Origin of the sequence: Aeromonas sp. BIGb0405, from assembly GCF_024807335.1 — a bacterium.
Taxonomy (GTDB): domain Bacteria; phylum Pseudomonadota; class Gammaproteobacteria; order Enterobacterales; family Aeromonadaceae; genus Aeromonas; species Aeromonas rivuli.
The window spans coordinates 565,338-585,036 of sequence record NZ_JANUEP010000003.1 but is presented as its reverse complement, the minus strand read 5'-3'; the positions used below and the strand labels follow the sequence as shown (position 1 = coordinate 585,036).

Annotated in this window: 16 protein-coding genes; 10 read left to right on the top strand and 6 right to left on the bottom strand. The window is 58.4% G+C overall.

Annotated features, from left to right (window positions below; translation table 11 throughout):
* Positions 1 to 189: 189 nt before the first annotated feature.
* The 3 genes from M2366_RS11000 to M2366_RS10990 all read left to right on the top strand — a co-directional run bounded on the left by M2366_RS11000 (position 190) and on the right by M2366_RS10990 (position 3,569).
* Positions 190 to 2,196, top strand: coding sequence for an alkyl/aryl-sulfatase (locus M2366_RS11000; protein ID WP_259269728.1), 2,007 nt, complete (start codon positions 190 to 192; stop codon positions 2,194 to 2,196).
* On the top strand, positions 2,193 to 2,732 hold the full coding sequence (locus M2366_RS10995) for a hypothetical protein (protein ID WP_259269727.1): 540 nt from the start codon (positions 2,193 to 2,195) through the stop codon (positions 2,730 to 2,732). Before M2366_RS11000 ends, M2366_RS10995 begins: the two co-directional genes overlap by 4 nt.
* Before the next feature lie 192 nt (positions 2,733 to 2,924).
* Entirely contained in the window at positions 2,925 to 3,569 is a 645-nt protein-coding gene (locus M2366_RS10990; RefSeq protein ID WP_259269726.1) for a glutathione S-transferase family protein, read from the top strand.
* Positions 3,570 to 3,736: 167 nt separating this feature from the next.
* On the opposite strand, the gene M2366_RS10985 is transcribed toward M2366_RS10990, so the two are convergent.
* Together M2366_RS10985 and M2366_RS10980 are read right to left on the bottom strand one after the other, a co-directional pair.
* A complete protein-coding gene (locus tag M2366_RS10985; RefSeq protein WP_005908514.1) occupies positions 3,737 to 4,930 on the bottom strand; it encodes a class I SAM-dependent methyltransferase in 1,194 nt (397 codons plus the stop codon).
* 92 nt (positions 4,931 to 5,022) lie between these two features.
* Positions 5,023 to 6,453: a methyl-accepting chemotaxis protein gene (locus tag M2366_RS10980; protein ID WP_224432839.1), complete on the bottom strand. Its 1,431-nt coding sequence runs from the start codon at positions 6,451 to 6,453 to the stop codon at positions 5,023 to 5,025.
* 84 nt (positions 6,454 to 6,537) lie between these two features.
* On the opposite strand from M2366_RS10980, the gene yccX reads away from it, so the two are divergent.
* Both yccX and M2366_RS10970 read left to right on the top strand, forming a co-directional pair.
* Entirely contained in the window at positions 6,538 to 6,810 is a 273-nt protein-coding gene (yccX, locus tag M2366_RS10975) for an acylphosphatase (RefSeq protein ID WP_042042389.1), read from the top strand.
* 153 nt (positions 6,811 to 6,963) lie between these two features.
* Positions 6,964 to 7,776, top strand: a complete 813-nt coding sequence (locus M2366_RS10970; protein WP_042042391.1) for a CHAD domain-containing protein — start codon at positions 6,964 to 6,966, stop codon at positions 7,774 to 7,776.
* 104 nt (positions 7,777 to 7,880) lie between these two features.
* Here the strand turns inward: M2366_RS10970 and metG are convergent, their stop codons facing one another.
* Positions 7,881 to 9,914, bottom strand: a complete 2,034-nt coding sequence (gene metG, locus M2366_RS10965; RefSeq protein ID WP_259269725.1) for a methionine--tRNA ligase — start codon at positions 9,912 to 9,914, stop codon at positions 7,881 to 7,883.
* A gap of 163 nt (positions 9,915 to 10,077) precedes the next feature.
* Here metG and apbC point away from each other — a divergent pair, with 163 nt between their 5' ends.
* The 4 genes from apbC to M2366_RS10945 all read left to right on the top strand — a co-directional run bounded on the left by apbC (position 10,078) and on the right by M2366_RS10945 (position 14,643).
* Positions 10,078 to 11,160: an iron-sulfur cluster carrier protein ApbC gene (gene apbC, locus M2366_RS10960; RefSeq protein WP_259269724.1), complete on the top strand. Its 1,083-nt coding sequence runs from the start codon at positions 10,078 to 10,080 to the stop codon at positions 11,158 to 11,160.
* 109 nt (positions 11,161 to 11,269) lie between these two features.
* Complete coding sequence (gene udk / locus M2366_RS10955) at positions 11,270 to 11,914, top strand: uridine kinase (RefSeq protein WP_005902590.1); 645 nt, start codon at positions 11,270 to 11,272, stop codon at positions 11,912 to 11,914.
* 66 nt (positions 11,915 to 11,980) lie between these two features.
* Positions 11,981 to 12,562 carry a dCTP deaminase gene (gene dcd, locus M2366_RS10950; RefSeq protein WP_005902592.1) on the top strand — a complete coding sequence of 194 codons (582 nt, stop codon included), beginning with the start codon at positions 11,981 to 11,983 and terminating at the stop codon, positions 12,560 to 12,562.
* A 611-nt stretch (positions 12,563 to 13,173) separates the two neighbouring features.
* Positions 13,174 to 14,643 carry an inorganic phosphate transporter gene (locus tag M2366_RS10945; RefSeq protein ID WP_259236191.1) on the top strand — a complete coding sequence of 490 codons (1,470 nt, stop codon included), beginning with the start codon at positions 13,174 to 13,176 and terminating at the stop codon, positions 14,641 to 14,643.
* 208 nt (positions 14,644 to 14,851) lie between these two features.
* Here the strand turns inward: M2366_RS10945 and dsbB are convergent, their stop codons facing one another.
* Both dsbB and nhaB read right to left on the bottom strand, forming a co-directional pair.
* Positions 14,852 to 15,373: a disulfide bond formation protein DsbB gene (gene dsbB / locus M2366_RS10940; RefSeq protein ID WP_224432844.1), complete on the bottom strand. Its 522-nt coding sequence runs from the start codon at positions 15,371 to 15,373 to the stop codon at positions 14,852 to 14,854.
* Between the two features lie 82 nt (positions 15,374 to 15,455).
* Positions 15,456 to 17,039 carry a Na(+)/H(+) antiporter NhaB gene (nhaB, locus tag M2366_RS10935; protein WP_259236190.1) on the bottom strand — a complete coding sequence of 528 codons (1,584 nt, stop codon included), beginning with the start codon at positions 17,037 to 17,039 and terminating at the stop codon, positions 15,456 to 15,458.
* 332 nt (positions 17,040 to 17,371) lie between these two features.
* Here nhaB and fadR point away from each other — a divergent pair, with 332 nt between their 5' ends.
* Positions 17,372 to 18,085 (top strand): fatty acid metabolism transcriptional regulator FadR, encoded by a 714-nt coding sequence (fadR, locus tag M2366_RS10930; RefSeq protein WP_042042400.1) that lies wholly within the window; start codon positions 17,372 to 17,374, stop codon positions 18,083 to 18,085.
* Between the two features lie 93 nt (positions 18,086 to 18,178).
* On the opposite strand, the gene M2366_RS10925 is transcribed toward fadR, so the two are convergent.
* Positions 18,179 to 19,699, bottom strand: a complete 1,521-nt coding sequence (locus M2366_RS10925; RefSeq protein ID WP_259269723.1) for a SpoVR family protein — start codon at positions 19,697 to 19,699, stop codon at positions 18,179 to 18,181.

Genomic DNA, 19,699 nt, shown 5'->3' with positions numbered 1-19,699 from the left:
TGATGACGGGGTCAAGGGGTGAGAGTGACGTCGGGTCAAGGGGGAACGGGCGTGTCCCATGTCGGATCCTGATCTGACGGTATTTATCTTAATGATCCCCACAGTCCTCAATTGCACTAGGCTGATGTGCGATGGTTTCATATAGCACGACCTTCTGGAAAAACATTAACCATGACAGAGGAATACCTTATGAATTCGAGTGTCAATCTCCCTAAAAAATCCGCCATGAAGGGGCGACTGCTGCTGAGCAGCGCCATCCTGCTTGCCATGCAGGGGCCCGCCTTCGCGGCAGAGTCAGCCGCTCAGAAAGAGGCAACGGCGGCGACCAAGCAGGCCAATGATGCGCTCTACAACCAGCTTCCTTTCTCAAACAAGACGGACTTCACCAATGCCCACAAGGGCTTTATCGCCGCGCTGCCAGATGCCGTGATCAAGGGCGAGCAAGGTAATGTGATCTGGGATCCGACCAAATACGCTTTCATCAAGGAGGGCGACAAGGCTCCCGATACCGTCAACCCCAGCCTGTGGCGCCAGTCGCAGTTGATCAACATCAGTGGTCTGTTTGAAGTCACGGATGGCATCTACCAGGTGCGCAACCTCGATCTGTCCAACATGACCATCATCGAAGGCAAGGATGGCATCACCATCGTCGATCCCTTGATTTCGGCGGAGACAGCCAAAATTGGTCTGGATCTCTACTACAAGCATCGGGGCAACAAACCGGTCAAAGCCGTGATCTATACCCACAGCCACGTCGACCACTATGGCGGCGTCAAAGGGATAGTCAGTGAAGAGGACGTCAAGTCCGGCAAGGTCAAGGTCTATGCCCCCGAGGGCTTCATGGAGGCGGCCGTAGCCGAAAACATCATGGCAGGCAATGCCATGAGTCGCCGCGCCAGCTACATGTATGGCAACCTGCTGCCGCCTGATGCCAAGGGGCAGGTGGGTGCCGGGCTGGGTACCACCACGTCTGCCGGTACCGTGACCCTGATTGCGCCAACGAATTACATCACCAAGACGGGTCAGAAAGAGAGTATCGATGGCCTGACCTATGAGTTTATGATGGCGCCGGGCTCCGAAGCACCGGCCGAGATGCTCTGGTATATCGAAGAGAAGAAAGCGATCTCTGCCGCCGAGGATGCCACCCACACCCTGCATAACACCTACTCCCTGCGCGGCGCCAAGATCCGCGAGCCGCTGCCCTGGTCCAAATACCTGAATCAGGCCCTGACCATGTGGGGCGACAAGGCAGAGGTGATCTTTGCCCAGCACCACTGGCCTACCTGGGGCAACAAGGAAGTCACGACACTGCTCAAGTCCCAGCGTGACCTCTATCGCTTTATCAACGATGAAACCCTGCGGATGATCAACCACGGTTATACCCGTGATGAAATCGCCGCCAAGTTCAAGTTGCCGGAGAACCTGGCGAATACCTGGTCTAGCCGTGGCTATTACGGCTCCATCAGCCACAACGTCAAGGCGACCTATGTGCTCTATCTGGGCTGGTTTGACGGTAACCCGGCCACCCTGGATGAACTGCCGCCAGTGGAAGCTGCCAAGAAGTATGTCGATTACATGGGCGGAGCCGATAACATCCTGAAGAAGGCAAAGGATGATTTCTCCCAAGGTAATTATCGCTGGGTGGCTCAGGTCGTGAGCAAGGTGGTGTTTGCCGATCCGGATAACAAGGCGGCTCGCGAACTGGAAGCCGATGCCCTCGAACAAATGGGTTATCAGGCTGAGTCCGGCCCGTGGCGCAACTTCTACCTGACCGGTGCCAAGGAGCTGCGCGGGGGGGTCACAAAGCTGGCTACCCCGAATACCGCCAGCCCGGATACGGTGCGCGCCATGTCACTGGATATGTTCTTTGACTACCTGGCAGTGCGTCTGAACAGTGAAAAGGCGGGCAATGCCCATGCGATGCTGAACTTCGACTTCGGTGATCAAGGAGGGAAGTATAAGGTCGAGCTGGAAAATGGTGTGCTCAACAACACCGCCAATGCCCAGGACGATAAGGCCGATGCGACCATCACGCTCTCCCGTGATGTGCTCAACAACCTGTTGCTCAAGCAGACCACCTTCGAACAGGCCGTGGCAGCAGGGGACGTCAAGATAAACGGCAATGCCGACAAGCTCAAGGAAGTGCTCAGTTATCTGGATAACTTCGAGTTCTGGTTCAACATCGTTACTCCATGAACCAGCGACTAGCTCGACTCCTGGTGTGCAGCTTGCTGGTCGTGGGGGTTTCCCCCACGACCAGGGCTTGCGGCTATGACATGGCCTGGGACAACCCCTTCCAGCTCAGTTGGCCCGGTTCTTTCGATGTTGCGCTGGCGACGGCAACTGCCATCTCTGCCAACAAATTGGATCCCATTTTGGCCATCACGGGAAAAGAGGGATTTGGCCGTAGTTATCAATGGCTGAACCAGCTTAGATCAACCCTGAAAACGACCGGTATCCCGGGCAATGTGTCCATTTTGCTGGTGGATTCCGGGCTCTGGTCCCGGTTAAGGGGCAAACAGACCCTGCTGTTGCAGAGTCACACCCAGGGGCCCGTCGAGGGTGACAGGGTGGTGCTGCTGAGCGAGGCAGCCATCGATGCCTTGCTGGCGGGTCGCCTCTCCGCCAAGGAGGCGATACATCTGGGGGTCATGACGGTCAACAATGATGCGGATGGTGCTTTTTTGCAGCAACTGGATCAGGCCTTGGCCACGAGATCTGCCGAGAGCTGAGATGCGCTTCATAACGAACAAAGCCGCCAGTCAGGCGGCTTTTTTATTGGCGCGATGTCAACGTGACAGGGAGTTAACCAGGGAGGACTCGCTAGGTGCCACATATGGGCTGTCCAGTGCTGCCGGACGATAAAGGTCGGGTGAAGGGATAGACTGGATCTAGCCCATCACAGTGTTTGAGGAGAACGCCGTATGAAACTCTACGCCCACCCCTTCTCGTCTTACAGCCAGAAAGTGCTGATCGCCCTCTACGAGAATGCCATCTCGTTTGGCTATCGGAACCTCGAAGATCCGGCGGCCAACGCCGAGCTTGTCGCCCTCTGGCCGCTCAAGCGTTTCCCGGTGTTGCTGGACAATGGCCGCACCATCCTCGAGAGCAGTACCATCATCGAGTACCTCCAGCACTGTTACCCCAGCCCCGTTCAGCTGATCCCGGAGGGGGAGGCGGGGCTAGAGGTTCGCATGCTCGATCGCCTGTTCGACAACTATGTGATGACGCCGATGCAGAAGGTGGTACTGGACGGCTTGCGTCCAGATGGTGACAAGGATGCCTCTGGGGTGGCACAGGCGCGCGATTTGCTGGGCAGGATCTACCCCTGGCTCGACGATCGCCTGGCTGGACGCCGCTGGATAGCCGGCGATCGCTTCACCCTGGCCGATTGCGCCGCCGCCCCCTCACTCTTTTATGCCGACTGGGCCCACGAGATCCCCTCTCTCTATACCCGACTGCGAGATTATCGCGCTCGGCTGCTGAGTCACCCCTCCATCGCGCGCACCGTGGACGAGGCGCGCCCCTACCGCCACTATTTTCCGCTCGGGGCCCCCGCGCGGGACTAGCGACATGGGCCAGGCCAATGGTGACCGGCACTGTGATGGCGAGTGGCGCCGGTATCTCCGATGGCAGGTCGCCATCTGGCACAAGAGAGAGGCCCGCAATCGCGGGCCTCTTTTTGGCATGTTTTGGGTGGGTCATCCCCTCAGGAGAGATGTCGGGGAGGGCGCCCTTAGCGGGCGCGCACCACCATGCCCTTGAGGTAGAAGCCTTCCGGATAGGCGGTGCCGATGGGGTGATCCGAGGCCTGGGTGAGCAGCTCCAGGATCTGGGCATCGCGACCGGCATCGAGGGCCGCATCGGCCACTATCTTCTGGAACAGACTCTGCTCCATCAAGCCGGTGCAGGAGTAAGTCAGCAGCACGCCACCCGGCGCGAGCAACTGGAACGCCAGCATGTTGATGTCCTTGTAGCCACGGCAGGCGCCCAGCAGCTGGGCCTTGCTGTCGGCAAACTTGGGCGGATCCAGCACGATGACGTCGAACTTCTCGCCCTTCTCGCGGTATTCGCGCAGCAGCTTGAACACGTCATGGCGCACGAACTGGGTGTTGGAGACATCCAGGCCGTTGAGCTCGGCGTTCTGACGGGCAACGTCCAGGGCGTTCTGGGAGAGATCGACGTTGACCACTTCCCGGGCGCCGCCCTTGAGGGCATAGATACCAAAGCCGCCGGTGTAGCAGAAGCAGTTGAGTACCCGCTTGCCTTCGGCGTACTTGGCGGCGGTCTGACGGTTATCGCGCTGATCCAGATAGAAACCGGTCTTGTGACCGTTGCGGATGTCCACCAGGATCTTGACGCCGCCGTTCTCCTCGATCACCACAGGCTCGTTCGGTGTCTCGCCATAGATGACGCCAGTGCGCTCTTTGAGCCCCTCTTTCTTGCGCACCGCCACGTCGGAGCGCTCATAGATGCTGCACTCGGGGTAGAGGGTACGCAGGGCTTGGGTGATCAGCTCGCGCTGGAACTCGGCGCCGGCGGAGAGGATCTGGCACACCAGGAAGTTGGCGTAGCGATCGATGGTCAGACCCGGCAGGCCATCGGATTCGGCGGCACACAGGCGATAGCCGGTGAGGCCCTGCCGCTTGATCAGCGGATCCCGGGACTCCTGGGCATAGGAGAGGCGACGAATGAAGAAGTCGAGATCGACGGCCTCGTCTTTATCGAAGGTCCAGACCCTGGCGCGGATCTGGGAGCTGCCGGACCAGGCGCCCCGGGCGAGCCACTTGCCATCGTTGGAGTAGATCTCGACGGTGTCGCCATCGATGGGGTTGCCCTGCACCTTGTCGATCCCCTTGGAGAAGATCCAGGGGTGACGGCGCAGCAGGGATTTTTCGCGGCCTTTGACGAGATAGATGGAAGCGCTCATGGGAGTTGCCAGATGGTCAAAAGAAATGGGGCCACATTCTATGTGGCCCCTCCCAAAAACTCAAAGGCAAAACGCAGTGGTGATGGGTTGAGTCAGATCTTGAGACCACGCAGAGCCTGTGTCAGCTCCGTTGCCGTGGCCTTGAGGCCTGCGGTACCGGCCACCGAGGCGCTGGCGGACTCTTCCACTTGGCTCGCCTCGTGACGGACCCGGTCCAGATTACGGCTGATCTCCTCGGCCACCGAACTCTGCTGCTCGGAGGCGGTGGCTATCTGGGTGCTCATCTCCAGCACCGCATCGCTGTGGTGGCTGAGCTTCTCGATATCCAACCCCACTTCGGCGATCAGACGCTGGCTCTGCTCGGCGCGCTCGACGGTTTTCTCCATGATGTCGTTGAGTGCGCCCGTGCCCCCTTGCAGCTCTTCGATCATCTTCTGGATCTCGACCGTGGCTTGCTGGGTGCGGCTGGCCAGGGTGCGTACCTCATCGGCGACCACCGCGAAGCCACGACCCTGCTCACCGGCCCGGGCCGCCTCGATGGCGGCATTGAGGGCCAGCAGGTTGGTCTGCTGGGAGATGGCATTGATGACGGCGATCACCTCGTTGATGCGATTGGCGTTGTGGGTCAACCGCTCCACCGCGCCAGAGGCATTGCCTATCTCGCTGGCCAGGGTGCTGATGGCCTCTATGGTACGGGTCACCCGGTTGGCGCCCTGGTTGGCCTCGTCACTCGACTGGCGGGTCTGGGCCAGGGAGTCATTGGCATTGCGGGCGACCTCGCGAATGGCGGCGGACATCTGCTCCATGGCGGCGGCCAGGGAGTCCATGTGCTGGCGTTGATCCATGGCGAGGGATTCGCCGTCACTGGCATGTTCGCGAAACTCGTCGGCGGCCATGGTGAGGGCTTCAGCAGACTCTTCCACCAATTGCACTATCTTATGCTGACGGTCGGTAAATCTGTCGATGCTGCCCGCCAGCACGGAAAACTCGTCCCGGACCGGGAAGAAGTTGAGGCGATGGGTGAGATCGCCGTCAGCCACCGTCTGCAGGGCCTTGTTGGTGGAGTAGAGGGCGCCGGATACGAAGGTCATCAGATAATGGGTGACCAGTGCCATCAGCGCGGCCACCAGGGCGATGACGGTGAGGGTGCTGCCCTGGTTGTCCCAGGGGGAGAACTGGCTGGCATCCAGGGTGGCGGTGAGGTAGCCCGCCTGACCGGCACTGGCGGTGACGCTGCGGTGCTCGCCCTGCTCACTGATGCCAGGAGTACCGCTGGGGCTTAAGCTCAAGCCGGCAGGCAGGGTCAGGGTCGGTTGCTGGCTGACCAGCTGCGCCGTGGTCTCCACCTTGCTTTGCAAGGCGTCGAGGCGCAGCTGCATCTGCTGGGCGTGGCTGCTCGATAGCAGATACCAGGAGAGTACCGCGATGAAGATCAGCGGGCACCAGAAGGTGATGAGGAATTTTTCACTGATGGTGAGATGAATGAGATAGCGGTCAACCCAACGAAACTTTACTTCTTTCATAATGGTATTTGCATCCTGCACAACAGAGAGTGTCGGCATCATTATCGGCTTGCCCTCTCATTGCTTAAGGAAAAGGTGTGAAAAATGGGAGAGCAAGCGTTTTCGGTCAAGGTGTTTGGGCGAGTGCAAGGGGTGGGCTTTCGCTACTTCACTCAGGAGCGAGCCTTGCAACTGGGCTTGAGGGGGCATGCCTATAACCTGGAGGATGGTTCGGTCGAGGTCGTGATCTGCGGACCCAGGGAGCAGGTACAGATGATGCTGGGTTGGCTCGAACACGGTCCGCGCACCGCCGCCGTGACCCACATCGAGTATTTGGCCCATGAGGGGGAGGTCAGGGCGGGCTTTCACATCAATTAGCGCTAGGCTCGTCACGCCCGGACGCTCTGCTTGTTAGCGGTTCCGGGCAGGTGATGGGTCATATCAAGGTGACAGATCCGCCCCCCTGGGGGGTGACAGTGCCGGTGCGTTGGCATTGCCATGATGGGCATGGCAATAAACAGGAGTGACTTCATGGACGATCCCTTACGCGAGCGACTGCTTGATCAGGCGCGTGCCCTCATCAATCACTATTGGGCCGCGACCCTGGCCCTGCGCCAGCAGGCGGGCCTGGAGCAAGTCCATGGCTACCGCATCGCGGCGCGCAGGCTCCATGCCCTGCTGGCCCTGTGGCGCCCGCTCATTTACCACCCCAGGCTGGAGCGGCGGCTGCTGAATTCGGTGCGCCGTCTCTCCCCGTTGCGGGATGAACAGGTCTACGCCAGCCATTTCTTGCATCATAAGGCCGCGAACAAAGGGGATGAGAAGGAGGGCAAGGGGGCAGTAGCTGAGCCTGTGCCACCCAAGGTGAACATGCTGGCGGTGGCCCTCGACGGCTGGCTCGATGCGGTACAACAGGTGCCAGCAGGCTTTGATCCACTGCCTTGGTATCGGCTCCAGCTTGGTCTGCGACTGAGCCTGCTGCTCAACCAGAGTGATGATGAACAGAGTGCCAAATCCAAGAAGCTCAAGAATGACAAGCTGTTGCGCCAATGGCACAAGGCTCGGGTCGAGATCAAGCAGCTCCGCTATGGCTGCGAGCTCTTGGTGGCCATGGGGGCGGGGGATCCGGATTGGTTGACCCTGCTTGGCCGTTGGCAGGAGCAGTTGGGTCAGTTGCAAGATGGCCGGCAGTGGTACAAGCGGCTGCGCCGGGAAAAGAGCACCGCCAAGCAGCAACGGCTGTTGCGGGCCCTGCGCAAGAAAGGGGGCTGGCAGCTACAACGGCTCTCCTGTCAGCGCGGTGAACTCGTTGGGTTGAGCCTCTTGATGCTCAAGGTCGATTGAGGCGCGGCGGCCAATCAGGCGCGAGGATTGCCACTCATCAGCCTTGGCGAGGGTGAGACAAACAAGGGGCCCATTGGGCCCCTTGTTTGATAATGGCGCGGGGTTTACTTGACCCGCATGCCTGGCTGGGCGCCGTCCTGCGGCTCCAAAATCCAGAGATCTTTTCCACCGGGGCCCGCGGCCAGCACCATGCCCTCTGACATGCCAAAGCGCATCTTGCGCGGCGCCAGGTTGGCCACCATCACGGTCAGCTTGCCTTCCAGATCTTCCGGGTTGTAGGCGGACTTGATGCCGGCGAACACCTGACGGGTCTCACCACCGAGATCCAGCTGCAACTTGAGCAGCTTGTCGGCCTCAGGCACCGCTTCGGCCTTCTTGATCAGCGCCACCCGCAAGTCAATCTTGGCGAAATCCTCATAGGAGATAGTCGGGCTGATGGGGTCATCCGCCAGCGGGCCGGTGGGCTTGGGGGCCTGCTCTTTGGCCAGATCTTCCTTGGAGGCTTCGATCATGGCCTCAATCTTGGCCGGTTCGATGCGGGCGAACAGCGCCTTGAACGGGGCCAGCTGATGATTGGTGAGCGGCTGGGCCACCCCTTCCCAGCTGAGGGTCTCATTCAAGAAGGCTTCGGCGCGCTCGGCCAAGAGTGGCATGACGGGCTTGAGGTAAGCCATCAGCACCCGGAACAGGTTGATGCCGACGGAGCAGACGTCCTGCAGCTGCGCATCCGCGCCTTCCTGCTTGGCGATGACCCAGGGGGCCTTGTCGTCCACGTAGCGGTTGGCCTTGTCGGCCAGCGCCATGATCTCGCGAATGGCGCGGCTGAACTCGCGGGCCTCGTAGGCGTCGGCAATAGCCGTGCTGGCGTTGGCAAACTCGGCGTAGAGCTCGGGTTCGCTGCAGCTGTCAGCCAGCTTGCCGTCGAAGCGCTTGGTGATGAAACCGGCGTTGCGGGAGGCCAGGTTGACCAGCTTGTTGACCACATCGGCATTGACCCGGGAGACGAAGTCTTCCAGGTTCAGATCTAGATCGTCGATGCGGCTGTTGAGCTTGGCGGCGTAGTAGTAACGCAGGCATTCCGGATCCAGGTGCTTGAGATAGGTGCTCGCCTTGATGAAGGTGCCCTTGGACTTGGACATCTTGGCACCGTTGACGGTCACATAACCGTGCACGTTGACCTTGGTCGGCTGGCGGAAACCTGCCCCTTCCAGCATGGCTGGCCAGAACAGGCAGTGGAAGTAGGCGATGTCCTTGCCGATGAAGTGATAGAGCTCGGCGGTGGAGTCTTGTCGCCAGTAGCTGTCGAAATCGATGTCGCCGCGCTTGTTGCACAGGTTCTTGAACGACGCCATGTAGCCGATGGGGGCATCCAGCCAGACGTAGAAGTACTTGCCCGGCGCCCCCGGGATCTCGAAGCCGAAGTAGGGGGCGTCACGGGTGATATCCCACTGCTGCAGGCCGCTCTCGAACCACTCCTGCATCTTGTTGGCCATCTCTTCCTGGATGGCGCCTGAGCCGCGCACCCAGCCGGCGAGCCAGGTTTCGAACTGGGGCAGGTCGAAGAAGAAGTGCTCTGAGTCCTTCATCACCGGGGTGGCACCGGAGACGGCGGATTTCGGATCGATGAGCTCGGTCGGGCTGTAAGTGGCACCGCAAGCATCGCAGTTGTCACCGTATTGCTCGGGGGACTTGCACTTGGGGCAGGTGCCCTTGACGAAGCGATCCGGCAGGAACATGGACTTTTCCGGATCAAACAGCTGAGTGATGGTGCGGCCCTTGATGAAGTCGCCATCCTTCAGCCGCCCGTAGATCTGCTCCGCCAGCGCGCGGTTCTCGTCGCTGTGGGTGGAGTGATAGTTGTCAAAGCTGATGTTGAAGCCGGCAAAATCCCCCTGATGCTCCTCGGACACGGCCGCGATCATCGCTTCCGGGGTGATCCCGAGCTGCTGCGCCTTGAGCATGATGGGGGTGCCGTGGGCATCGTCGGCACAGACGAAATGCACCTGATGGCCACGCATTCGCTGATAACGAACCCAGATATCGGCCTGGATGTGTTCCAGCATGTGGCCAAGATGGATGGAGCCATTGGCATAGGGGAGGGCGCAGGTTACCAGCATTGTACGAGGATCAGTTGCCATAATACGTTCTTTATGTGCCTGTTGGGATGATACAGTGCCGAGCATGTTACCCGAATTGGGGGCGGCCTGCCTAGGTCTGCGGCCCTTCATGGGCGCGGGCTTGGCCCTTATGAGGTAGGTTTTCCACTCACCCTCAGCATAATGACGACATAATGAGGATTTCATGGTGATTGATTCAGTTAAACAGGTACTTGCCGAATTTAAGCCAATCGGTTGGGGCAAGAGCCTGGTTGACGCCGGTTTTGTCCGTGCCATCAACGAGCAGGAGCAAACCCTGCAGATCAGACTGGTGCTGCCCTTTGCCGGCGCTTCCTGGTTTGAACAGATCAAGGCTGAGTTTGATGACAGGTTGCGCACCTTGACCGGGGCGAGCCAGATCGAGTGGCAATGCGACATCGATGTGGCCAGCATGCCCCGGGCCCAGCATCTCAATGCGGTGCAGGGGATCCGCAACATATTGGTGGTTGCCTCGGGCAAGGGGGGGGTGGGTAAATCCACCACGGCGGTCAATCTGGCGCTGGCGCTGCAAAAAGAGGGGGCGCGGGTCGCCATTCTGGATGCGGACATCTATGGTCCCTCGGTCCCCATCATGCTGGGCTCCCAGCAAGAACGCCCCAGCAGCCAGGATGGCAAGACCATGCTGCCGGTGGAGGCGTGTGGCCTCAAGAGCAACAGCATCGGTTATCTGGTGGCCGAGCAGGACGCCACCATCTGGCGTGGTCCCATGGCCAGCAAGGCACTGGCGCAGATACTGCACGAAACCCGCTGGGGCGAGCTGGATTATCTGGTGGTCGACATGCCGCCGGGCACCGGCGACATCCAGCTCACCCTGGCCCAGCAGGTACCGACCTCGGGGGCCGTCATCGTCACTACCCCCCAGGATGTGGCACTGGCGGATGCACGCAAAGGCATTGCCATGTTCAACAAGGTGAATGTGCCGGTGCTCGGCATCATAGAGAACATGAGCTATCACCTGTGCAGCGCCTGCGGCCACCACGAAGCCCTGTTTGGTACCGGCGGTGGCCAGAAGATGGCTGAGCAGTATCATGTGGACTTGCTTGGTCAATTGCCGCTGCACATCGATATTCGTCAGCACATGGATGATGGCCGTCCGACGGTGTTCTTTGCCCCGGAAGGTGAGCTGGCTCAGAGCTATTTGAAGCTGGCTCGTCGGGTCGCTGCTGCGCTCTATTTCAGCGGTAAACCGATTGCGACCCCCCTGTTTACCCTGGCGGTGGACGAATAATCGTCGGTTGGCGGTTCAGTGGGTATTTAGGGTGGGCAGGTCCCACCCTTTTCCATATAATGGATCGGTTTAAACCTTTCCCGCAGCGCTTCTTTTTTAGGTATTTGTCATGTCTGATACTCAACATTCGTGTGTGATCATCGCCATTGCAGGGGCGTCAGCGTCCGGCAAGAGCCTCATCGCCCAGACCATCTACGAAGAGCTGGTGGCCGAACTGGGGGCGGGTGAGATCGGGGTGATCTCCGAAGATTGTTACTACAAAGATCAGACCCATCTGACCATGGAAGAGCGGGTCAAGACCAACTACGACCACCCCAGCGCCATGGATCACAGCCTGCTGGTCGAGCATCTGGTGCAGCTTATCAAGGGGGCAGGGGTCGAGATCCCCCAGTACTCCTACACGGAACATACCCGCATCAGCGAGACCAGCTACTTTGCACCGCGCAAGGTCATCATCCTCGAAGGGATATTGTTGCTGACTGACAGCCGGCTGCGCGAGCTGATGGATGCCTCCATCTTCATGGATACCCCGCTGGACATCTGTCTGGTGCGCCGCCTGGTGCGCGATGTGCAAGAGCGTGGCCGTACCATGGACTCGGTGCTCAAGCAGTACCAGAAAACCGTGCGCCCCATGTTCCTGCAGTTCATCGATCCCTCCAAGCAGTATGCGGACGTGATAGTGCCCAGAGGCGGCAAGAACCGCATCGCCATCGACATGCTCAAGGCGCGTATTCGCCACATGCTGGTGGGTTAACAACATGAGGAAGCCGGGTCACTGCCCGGCTTTTTTAAATGCCATTTTTGTCAGGAGAGTCGCAGAATGCGTCTTTGTGATACCGATATCGAACGTCATCTGGACGAAGGCAAGATAGTCATCGAACCCAGGCCCGGAGTAGAGCGGATCAGCGGCGTCAGCGTCGATGTGCTGCTTGGCAACGAGTTCCGGGTGTTTCGCGACCACACAGCCCCCTTCATCGATCTCAGCGGCCCGAGCAGCGAGATGGCCAGTGCCATCGATCGGGTGATGAGCGAGGAGATCCACATTGCGGATGGGGATGCCTTCTATCTGCACCCAGGTCAGCTTGCCCTGGCGGTGACCTATGAGTCAGTGACCCTGCCTGCCGATATCGTTGGCTGGCTCGATGGCCGCTCCTCGTTGGCCCGTCTCGGGTTGATGGTGCACGTGACCGCACACCGCATCGATCCGGGTTGGTCCGGCCGCATCGTGCTCGAGTTCTACAACGGCGGCAAACTGCCGCTGGCGCTGCGTCCCAAGATGAAGATAGGGGCGCTCAACTTCGAGATGCTCTCCGGCGCCGCGGCCCGCCCCTACAACAAGCGTGAAAATGCCAAGTACAAGAGTCAGCAAGGTGCGGTCGCCAGCCGTATGAGTGAAGACTGAGTCGACAATTTTCCCTGCAAAGGCGCCTCTGTTGTGGCGCCTTTTTACTGCCTGTTTCCCCAGACAGCGTTCTGTGCTCCTGTAGCGGTCTGATCATTCCGGTGCAGCGTGGCGTCGTGAGCCTGATCAGGTGGAACGGCGCTGGCATTGGCAGAGGGATCCATGATGTCTGTGCGTGATGGCAGTTAGCTGCGCTGAGTCGCATTGCACTCTTTGTCATGACTGTGCTGGCTGAGCCGATGAGATTGTCCCGCTCGCGGTGTCCAATCGACTCATCCTGACCGGGACACTGGCCCCGACTGATGAGCTATGTGTCGTCAACATGTGGCTATCGTGTGCCATTTCCTGGTCATAAAACTTGGCGTGATCCGTATTGTTGGCCACGATATCGCAAATGTTGAGCTTGTTTTACCCTCCGTTCGCGTTTTTTTGCCCGAATGTTGAATGTGCTTCTTGTGTTAATGAGTTGTTGATAGTCCCGTGGGGCAAGGGGCCAGCCTCGGTTTTTTAAAATGCGCTTTATTTTTATGACTGAAATATTTCAGGGGTGGCTATTGCCTCCCGAGCCATCTGGGCATAATCCGCCGCAACTCATAAACAGGTTCGTTTTTATGTTGGAAATGATTAACGGTTTGGGTTTGTGGTGGTTCATTGGCTTGGCGCTGGCCGTGCTCTTTGTACTGACGTATGAATTTATCAACGGGTTTCATGACACGGCCAATGCGGTAGCGACGGTGATTTACACCAAGGCGATGCCTGCAAACATGGCGGTGGTGGCCTCCGGAATCTTCAATTTTGCCGGTGTCATGCTCGGTGGCCTGGGGGTGGCTTATGCCATCGTCCATCTGTTGCCTATCGATCTGCTGCTCGGGATGGATTCGAGCCAGGGGCTCGTCATGGTCTTCTCCCTGCTCTTCTCCGCCATCGTCTGGAATCTGGGTACCTGGTACTTCGGTATTCCGGCGTCCAGCTCTCACACCCTGATAGGCTCCATTCTGGGGGTGGGTGGCGCTTATGCCTGGATCAACGATCAGCCCCTGGCGCAGGGGATCAACGTTGGCAAGGCCATCGATATCATGCTGTCGCTCATCGTCTCGCCCACACTGGGCTTTATCATCGCGGCCGGGCTGCTGTTTGCTCTTAAACGCGTCTGGCAGGGCAGCAAGATCCACAAGACCCCGGAAGAGCGGTTGCTGGTCGATGGCAAGAAGCACCCTCCCTTCTGGGCACGACTGACCCTGGTCGCATCGGCCATGGGAGTGAGCTTCGTGCATGGCTCCAATGATGGTCAGAAGGGGATCGGCCTGGTGATGTTGGTGCTCATCTGTATGGCACCCGCTTATTTCGCCCTCGACATGGGCAGCCGCCCTTATGACATCGACAGAACTCAGGATGCCAACCGTCGCATTACCGAGATCTATCAGCGCAATCAGGATCAACTGGTGGGTCTGATTGACTTTCAGCGTCCTGCCAAGGTCAACCATCATCCGGTGACCCATTGCGAGGCAGGGAATACCTTGTCGGCCATGGCGACCCTGGATGACAGGCTTGGCAAGGTGCGTAGCTACGATGGTCTGAGCCTGGAAGAGCGCCGTGAAGTACGCCGCCTGCTGCTGTGTGTCGATGATACGGCCCGCAAAGTCGCCAAGCTGCCGCTACCTGGCAAGGAGCTGACCGATCTCGCCAAGTGGCGCAAGGATCTGACTGCGACTGCCGAATATGCCCCGACCTGGGTCATCGTCTCCATCGCCCTGGCCCTGGGCTGTGGCACCATGGTGGGCTGGCGCCGTATCGTTCACACCGTCGGCGAGAAGATAGGCTCGAGCGGCATGACTTATAGCCAGGGCATTGCCGCCCAGATCACGGCCGCCACCTCGATAGGGATCGCCAGTCTGACCGGCATGCCGGTATCCACCACCCATATCCTCTCCTCGGCGGTGGCGGGTACCATGGTGGCCAACGGCTCTGGCCTGCAGAGCCAGACCGTCAAGACCATCTTGATCGCCTGGGCGCTGACGCTGCCGCTGACCATGGTGCTTTCGGGGGGACTCTTCATCCTGAGCAATGCCCTGCTGGGCTAAGTCACGCTGAGTAGCACACAAACGCAAGCCGCCCTCGGGGCGGCTTTTTTTGGCTCTGAATATCCGCCCAGCGACGGGATCCTGCTCTGGACCTGCTGGCCGTGTGCGCTCGCTGTCACATGCCCAGCCCTCCCCATCATTCCCATCTAGCTGGGCGTGGATAAAAAGAGGCGCCCTCGGGCGCCTCTTCTCATGACAAGGTGGTTGATCAGTTGCAGCAGCGTCCCTTGACCAGATTGCCAATCATCACCACGGCGGCCACCAGCAGATAGGCGGCGAAGATGACGATCAGCCACTGGGGCATGGAAAAACTGAGGAACTGCCAACTGATCTCGCTGCAATCTCCATCGGGGAAGAAGAGCCAGGGAACCCAGGTGTCCAGGGGAAGCCAACTGGGGAAGTCGGCATAGGGGCTGCAGACATTGAAGGGGGAGGGATTGATTTGATAATCAACGTGCTGCAGCGCCAGTTGCAAACCACGGAAGGCACTGAAGACCCAGAGCAGCAAGGCCCCCCAGCGCAGATACCATTGCTGCGGGTTGACCATGCCAATCAGGCCGGCGGTGAGCACACCAAGGATGGCGATGCGTTCATAGATGCACATGACACAGGGATGCAGCCCGAGGATGTGCTGGAAGAAGAGCGCGCACAATTCGAAGGCGAGGGCGGAGGCCGCGAGCAGGCCCCAGGCCCAGCGCTGACAGGCAATATGGCGGAGAAATGCAATCATCTGATTGATCCTGAAGGGGAAGATGAGACGGATTAGAGCAGAGCAAGGCGCAAAAGAAAAGGGCCCTTCCTGGGCCCTTTTCTCAGTGTGCCAGTGGCAATGCACTGCTGGCGGCACTGCTGTGGTGCAACAACCAACCCGCCTCGTAGTACCAGCTGGTAATGGGGCCGAGTAAAAACTCCACTGAGATGAAGCCAATGCCACCCAGCACCAGGGTGTAGGGCAGCGCCATCCACACCATGCGCCCGTAGGAGAGGCGTAGTAGAGGGGCCAGTGCCGATGTGAGCATGAATAGGAAGGCGGCTTGGCCGTTGGGGGTCGCCACCGATGGCAAATTGGTCCCCGTATTGATGGCAACCGCCAGCATGTCGAACTGATCCCGGCTGATGGCGCCGTTTAACAGGGCGGTCTTCACCTCATTGATGTAGACGGTGCCGACGAAGACGTTGTCACTCACCATGGAGAGCAGACCATTGGCCAGATAGAAGAGGGCTAGCTGATCGTCCGGATCGGCGGAGAGCACCATCTGGATCACCGGTCTGAACAGCTGCTGATCGATGATGACGGCCACCACGCTGAAGAAGACGGCAAGCAGGGCGGTGAAGGGCAAGGCCTCCTCGAAGGCTTTGCCAAGGGCATGCTCTTCGGTGATGCCAGTCAAGGAGGTTGCCAGCACAATGACGGTCAAACCGATGAGACCGACGGCGGCCAGATGCATGGCAAGCCCCACGATCAGCCAGACGGCAATCAGGGCCTGAACAATCAACTTGGCCTTGTCCTGAGGAGTTCGGCGCTCGTCTTCATAGCGGTTGTAGTCTTCCATGATACGGCGAACCGCATTGGGCAACTTGGCGCCATAACCAAACCAGCGGCACTTCTCGACCAGTATGCAGGTGAGCAGGCCACAGAAGAACACGGGGATGGTGACCGGTGACATGCGCATGGCGAACTCGCCGAAGTGCCAACCCGCCTGCTCGCCGATGATGAGGTTCTGGGGCTCACCGACCAGCGTACAGACGCCACCGAGGGCGGTACCTATGGCGGCATGCATCATCAGGCTGCGCAGGAAGGCGCGAAAATCGTCCAGATGCTGACGGTTGAGCTCGGCGACGGTGACATCATCCGTGTGGTCGTGATCATGACCAAACTCCTTGCCGGAGGAGACCTTGTGATAGATAGCGTAGAAACCGGTGGCGACGCTTATCACCACGGCGATGACCGTCAGGGCATCCAGGAAGGCCGAGAGGAAGGCAGACACCAGGCAGAAGGCCAGGGAAAGCAGGGTCTTGGAGCGTATGCGGATCAGCATCTTGGTAAACACATAGAGCAGCAGCTGCTTCATGAAGTAGATGCCGGCCACCATGAACACCAATAGCAAGAGCACTTCTATATTGGCGACCAGCTCATGCTTGACCTGCTCGGCCGAGGTCATGCCGATCAGCACGGCCTCGATGGCGAGCAGACCGCCGGGTTGCAACGGGTAGCATTTGAGGGCCATGGCCAGGGTGAAGATGAACTCCACCACCAACAACCAGCCAGCGAAGAAGGGATCCAGGTGGAAGGCGATGGGGTTAATGATCAAGAAGGCGATGATGGCGCTCTTGTACCAGTTTGGGGCATGCCCTAAAAAGTTCTTCGCAAAGGCTTGCCCTAGGCTAATCGGCATAATAGTGAGTCTCAGTGATTATTGTTGGACGCTGTGTTGATACCCAGGACGCTGGCGGGCACACACCAAGATGCTGTCGCTTATTTGATTGATTCCCCATGATTTTAATCAAAAATGGGGCTAACTATAAATTACATAATGAAGCTTGCCCATGACTTGCTCGCAATTTCGGGGCATGCATGAGTCTCGAACTCGGCGGGCGATGAATTTATATACGTTTTGATAACAAAACAGTGCGTTTATGTGAGCAGAGGACTGACCTTCTGCTTGCCACGACCCCCTGCTTTGCTATTATTCGGGAGCCTTTTTACGCACGAGAATCGAGTCACTTCATGGTTATAAAAGCGCAGAGCCCTGCCGGGTTTGCCGAGGAATATATCATCGAGTCCATCTGGAACAATCGCTTTCCGCCAGGCTCTATACTGCCGGCAGAACGCGAGCTGTCCGAATTAATCGGTGTTACCCGCACTACGCTGCGTGAAGTGCTGCAACGCTTGGCCCGTGATGGCTGGCTGACCATTCAGCATGGCAAGCCGACCAAGGTCAATAACTTCTGGGAAACATCGGGTCTTAATATCCTCGAGACCCTGGCCCGCCTGGATCAGGACAAGGTGCCTGAGCTGGTGGCGCAGTTGCTGTCTGCGCGCACCAACATCTGCACCATCTTCATCCGGGGCGCGATCCGCAACAATCCGGAACAAGCTGCCGAAATCTTGCGGGCTGCGGACAGTGTCGATAACAGTGCCGATGCCTATGCCGAGTTTGACTATCGTCTGCATCATCAACTTGCGTTTGCCTCGGGCAACCCCATCTATGCCCTGATCCTGAACGGTTTCAAGGGGCTTTATAGCCGGGTTGGTCGTTACTACTTCTCCGATACTCAGGCTCGCGCCTCCGCTGATGCCTATTACAAGGTGTTGCGCACGCTGGCAGAGACCAAGAATCACGAAGATGTCTACAAGACGGTACGCCAATACGGCATTGAGTCCGGTAAGTTATGGACTCGCCTGCGCACAGATATGCCGAGCAACCTGTGCGATAACTGATGACGTTGAGCCCCTCTGGGATCTCGCCGAGTGATGGTAGAAAAAGAGCGCGCCCCAGGGCGCGCTCTTTGCATTATCTGTCATGGGGCAGGGTCAAGGGGAGGGGCGTCGCTCTGGACAACGACCGATGATATCACTTGGCAGATCGCCATTGTCTTGCTCCAGCACGACATCAAACCCCCATAGCAGATGCACATGCTTGAGCACTTCATGATGGGAGTCGCCGAGTGGGATGCGGTTGTGAGGAATATAACGCAAGGTCAGAGCGCGATCCCCCTTCACGGCCACATCATAGACTTGGATGTTGGGCTCCAGATTGCTGAGATTGTACTGGGCCGAGAGGGCGTTGCGGACCAGGTGATAACCCTCTTCGTTATGGATGGCCGCAATCTTGAGGTAGTTCTTCAGATCGTCATCATCGATGGCGAACAGTTTCAGATCGCGCATCACTTTCGGGCTGAGAAACTGGCTGATGAAGCTCTCATCCTTGAAGTTCTGCATGGCAAAGTGGAGGGTATCCACCCAGTTGGTGCCGGCATAGTCGGGGAACCAGCGCCTGTCCTCTTCGGTCGGGTGCTCACAAATGCGCCGCAGATCGATGAACATGGCAAATCCCAGGGCATAGGGATTGATCCCCGAGTAGTAGCGACTGTTATAGGGGGGCTGGTAGACCACATTGGTGTGGCTGTGCAGCACCTCCATCATGAAGCGATCACTCAATTTCCCCTCATCATAAAGGTGGTTGAGTATGGTGTAGTGCCAGAAGGTGGCCCAGCCTTCGTTCATGACCTGGGTCTGTTTCTGGGGATAGAAGTACTGGCTTATCTTGCGCACTATGCGCACGATTTCCCGCTGCCAAGGTTCGAGCAGGGGGGCATTCTTCTCGATGAAATAGAGCAGATTTTCCTGAGGTTCCGAGGGGTAGTGTCTGTCAGCCACATTGGAGGACTTGTGCTGCTTGGGCAGGGTGCGCCACAGCTCATTGACCTGGGTCTGCAAATAATCTTCACGGGCCTTCTGGCGTCGTTTCTCCTCGGCCAACGAGATCTTCTGGGGCCGTTTATAGCGATCCACCCCGAAGTTCATCAGAGCATGGCAGGCATCAATCAGCCGCTCTACCGCGTCTATACCGTGCTTTTCTTCGCACTCGGTGATGTAGTTTTTGGCAAATAACAGGTAATCGATGATGGATGAGGCATCCGTCCAAGTCTTGAACAGATAGTTGTTCTTGAAAAACGAGTTGTGGCCATAGCAGGCGTGAGCCATCACCAGGGCCTGCATCGGCATGGTGTTCTCCTCCATCAGATAGGCGATGCAGGGATCCGAGTTGATCACTATTTCATACGCGAGCCCCATCTGACCTCGCTTGTAGTTGCGCTCGGTGTGGATGAAACGTTTGCCGAATGACCAATGCTGGTAGCCAATGGGCATGCCGACGCTGGAGTAGGCATCCATCATCTGTTCGGCGGTGATCACCTCTATCTGGTTGGGGTAGGTATCCAGGCGATAGTGCTTGGCGACGCGCGCTATCTCCTTGTGGTAGATCTCCAGCAGATCGAAGTTCCAGTCTGGCCCATCATCGAAGGGCGCAAAGGTTCTGGCTGTTTCTGTCAT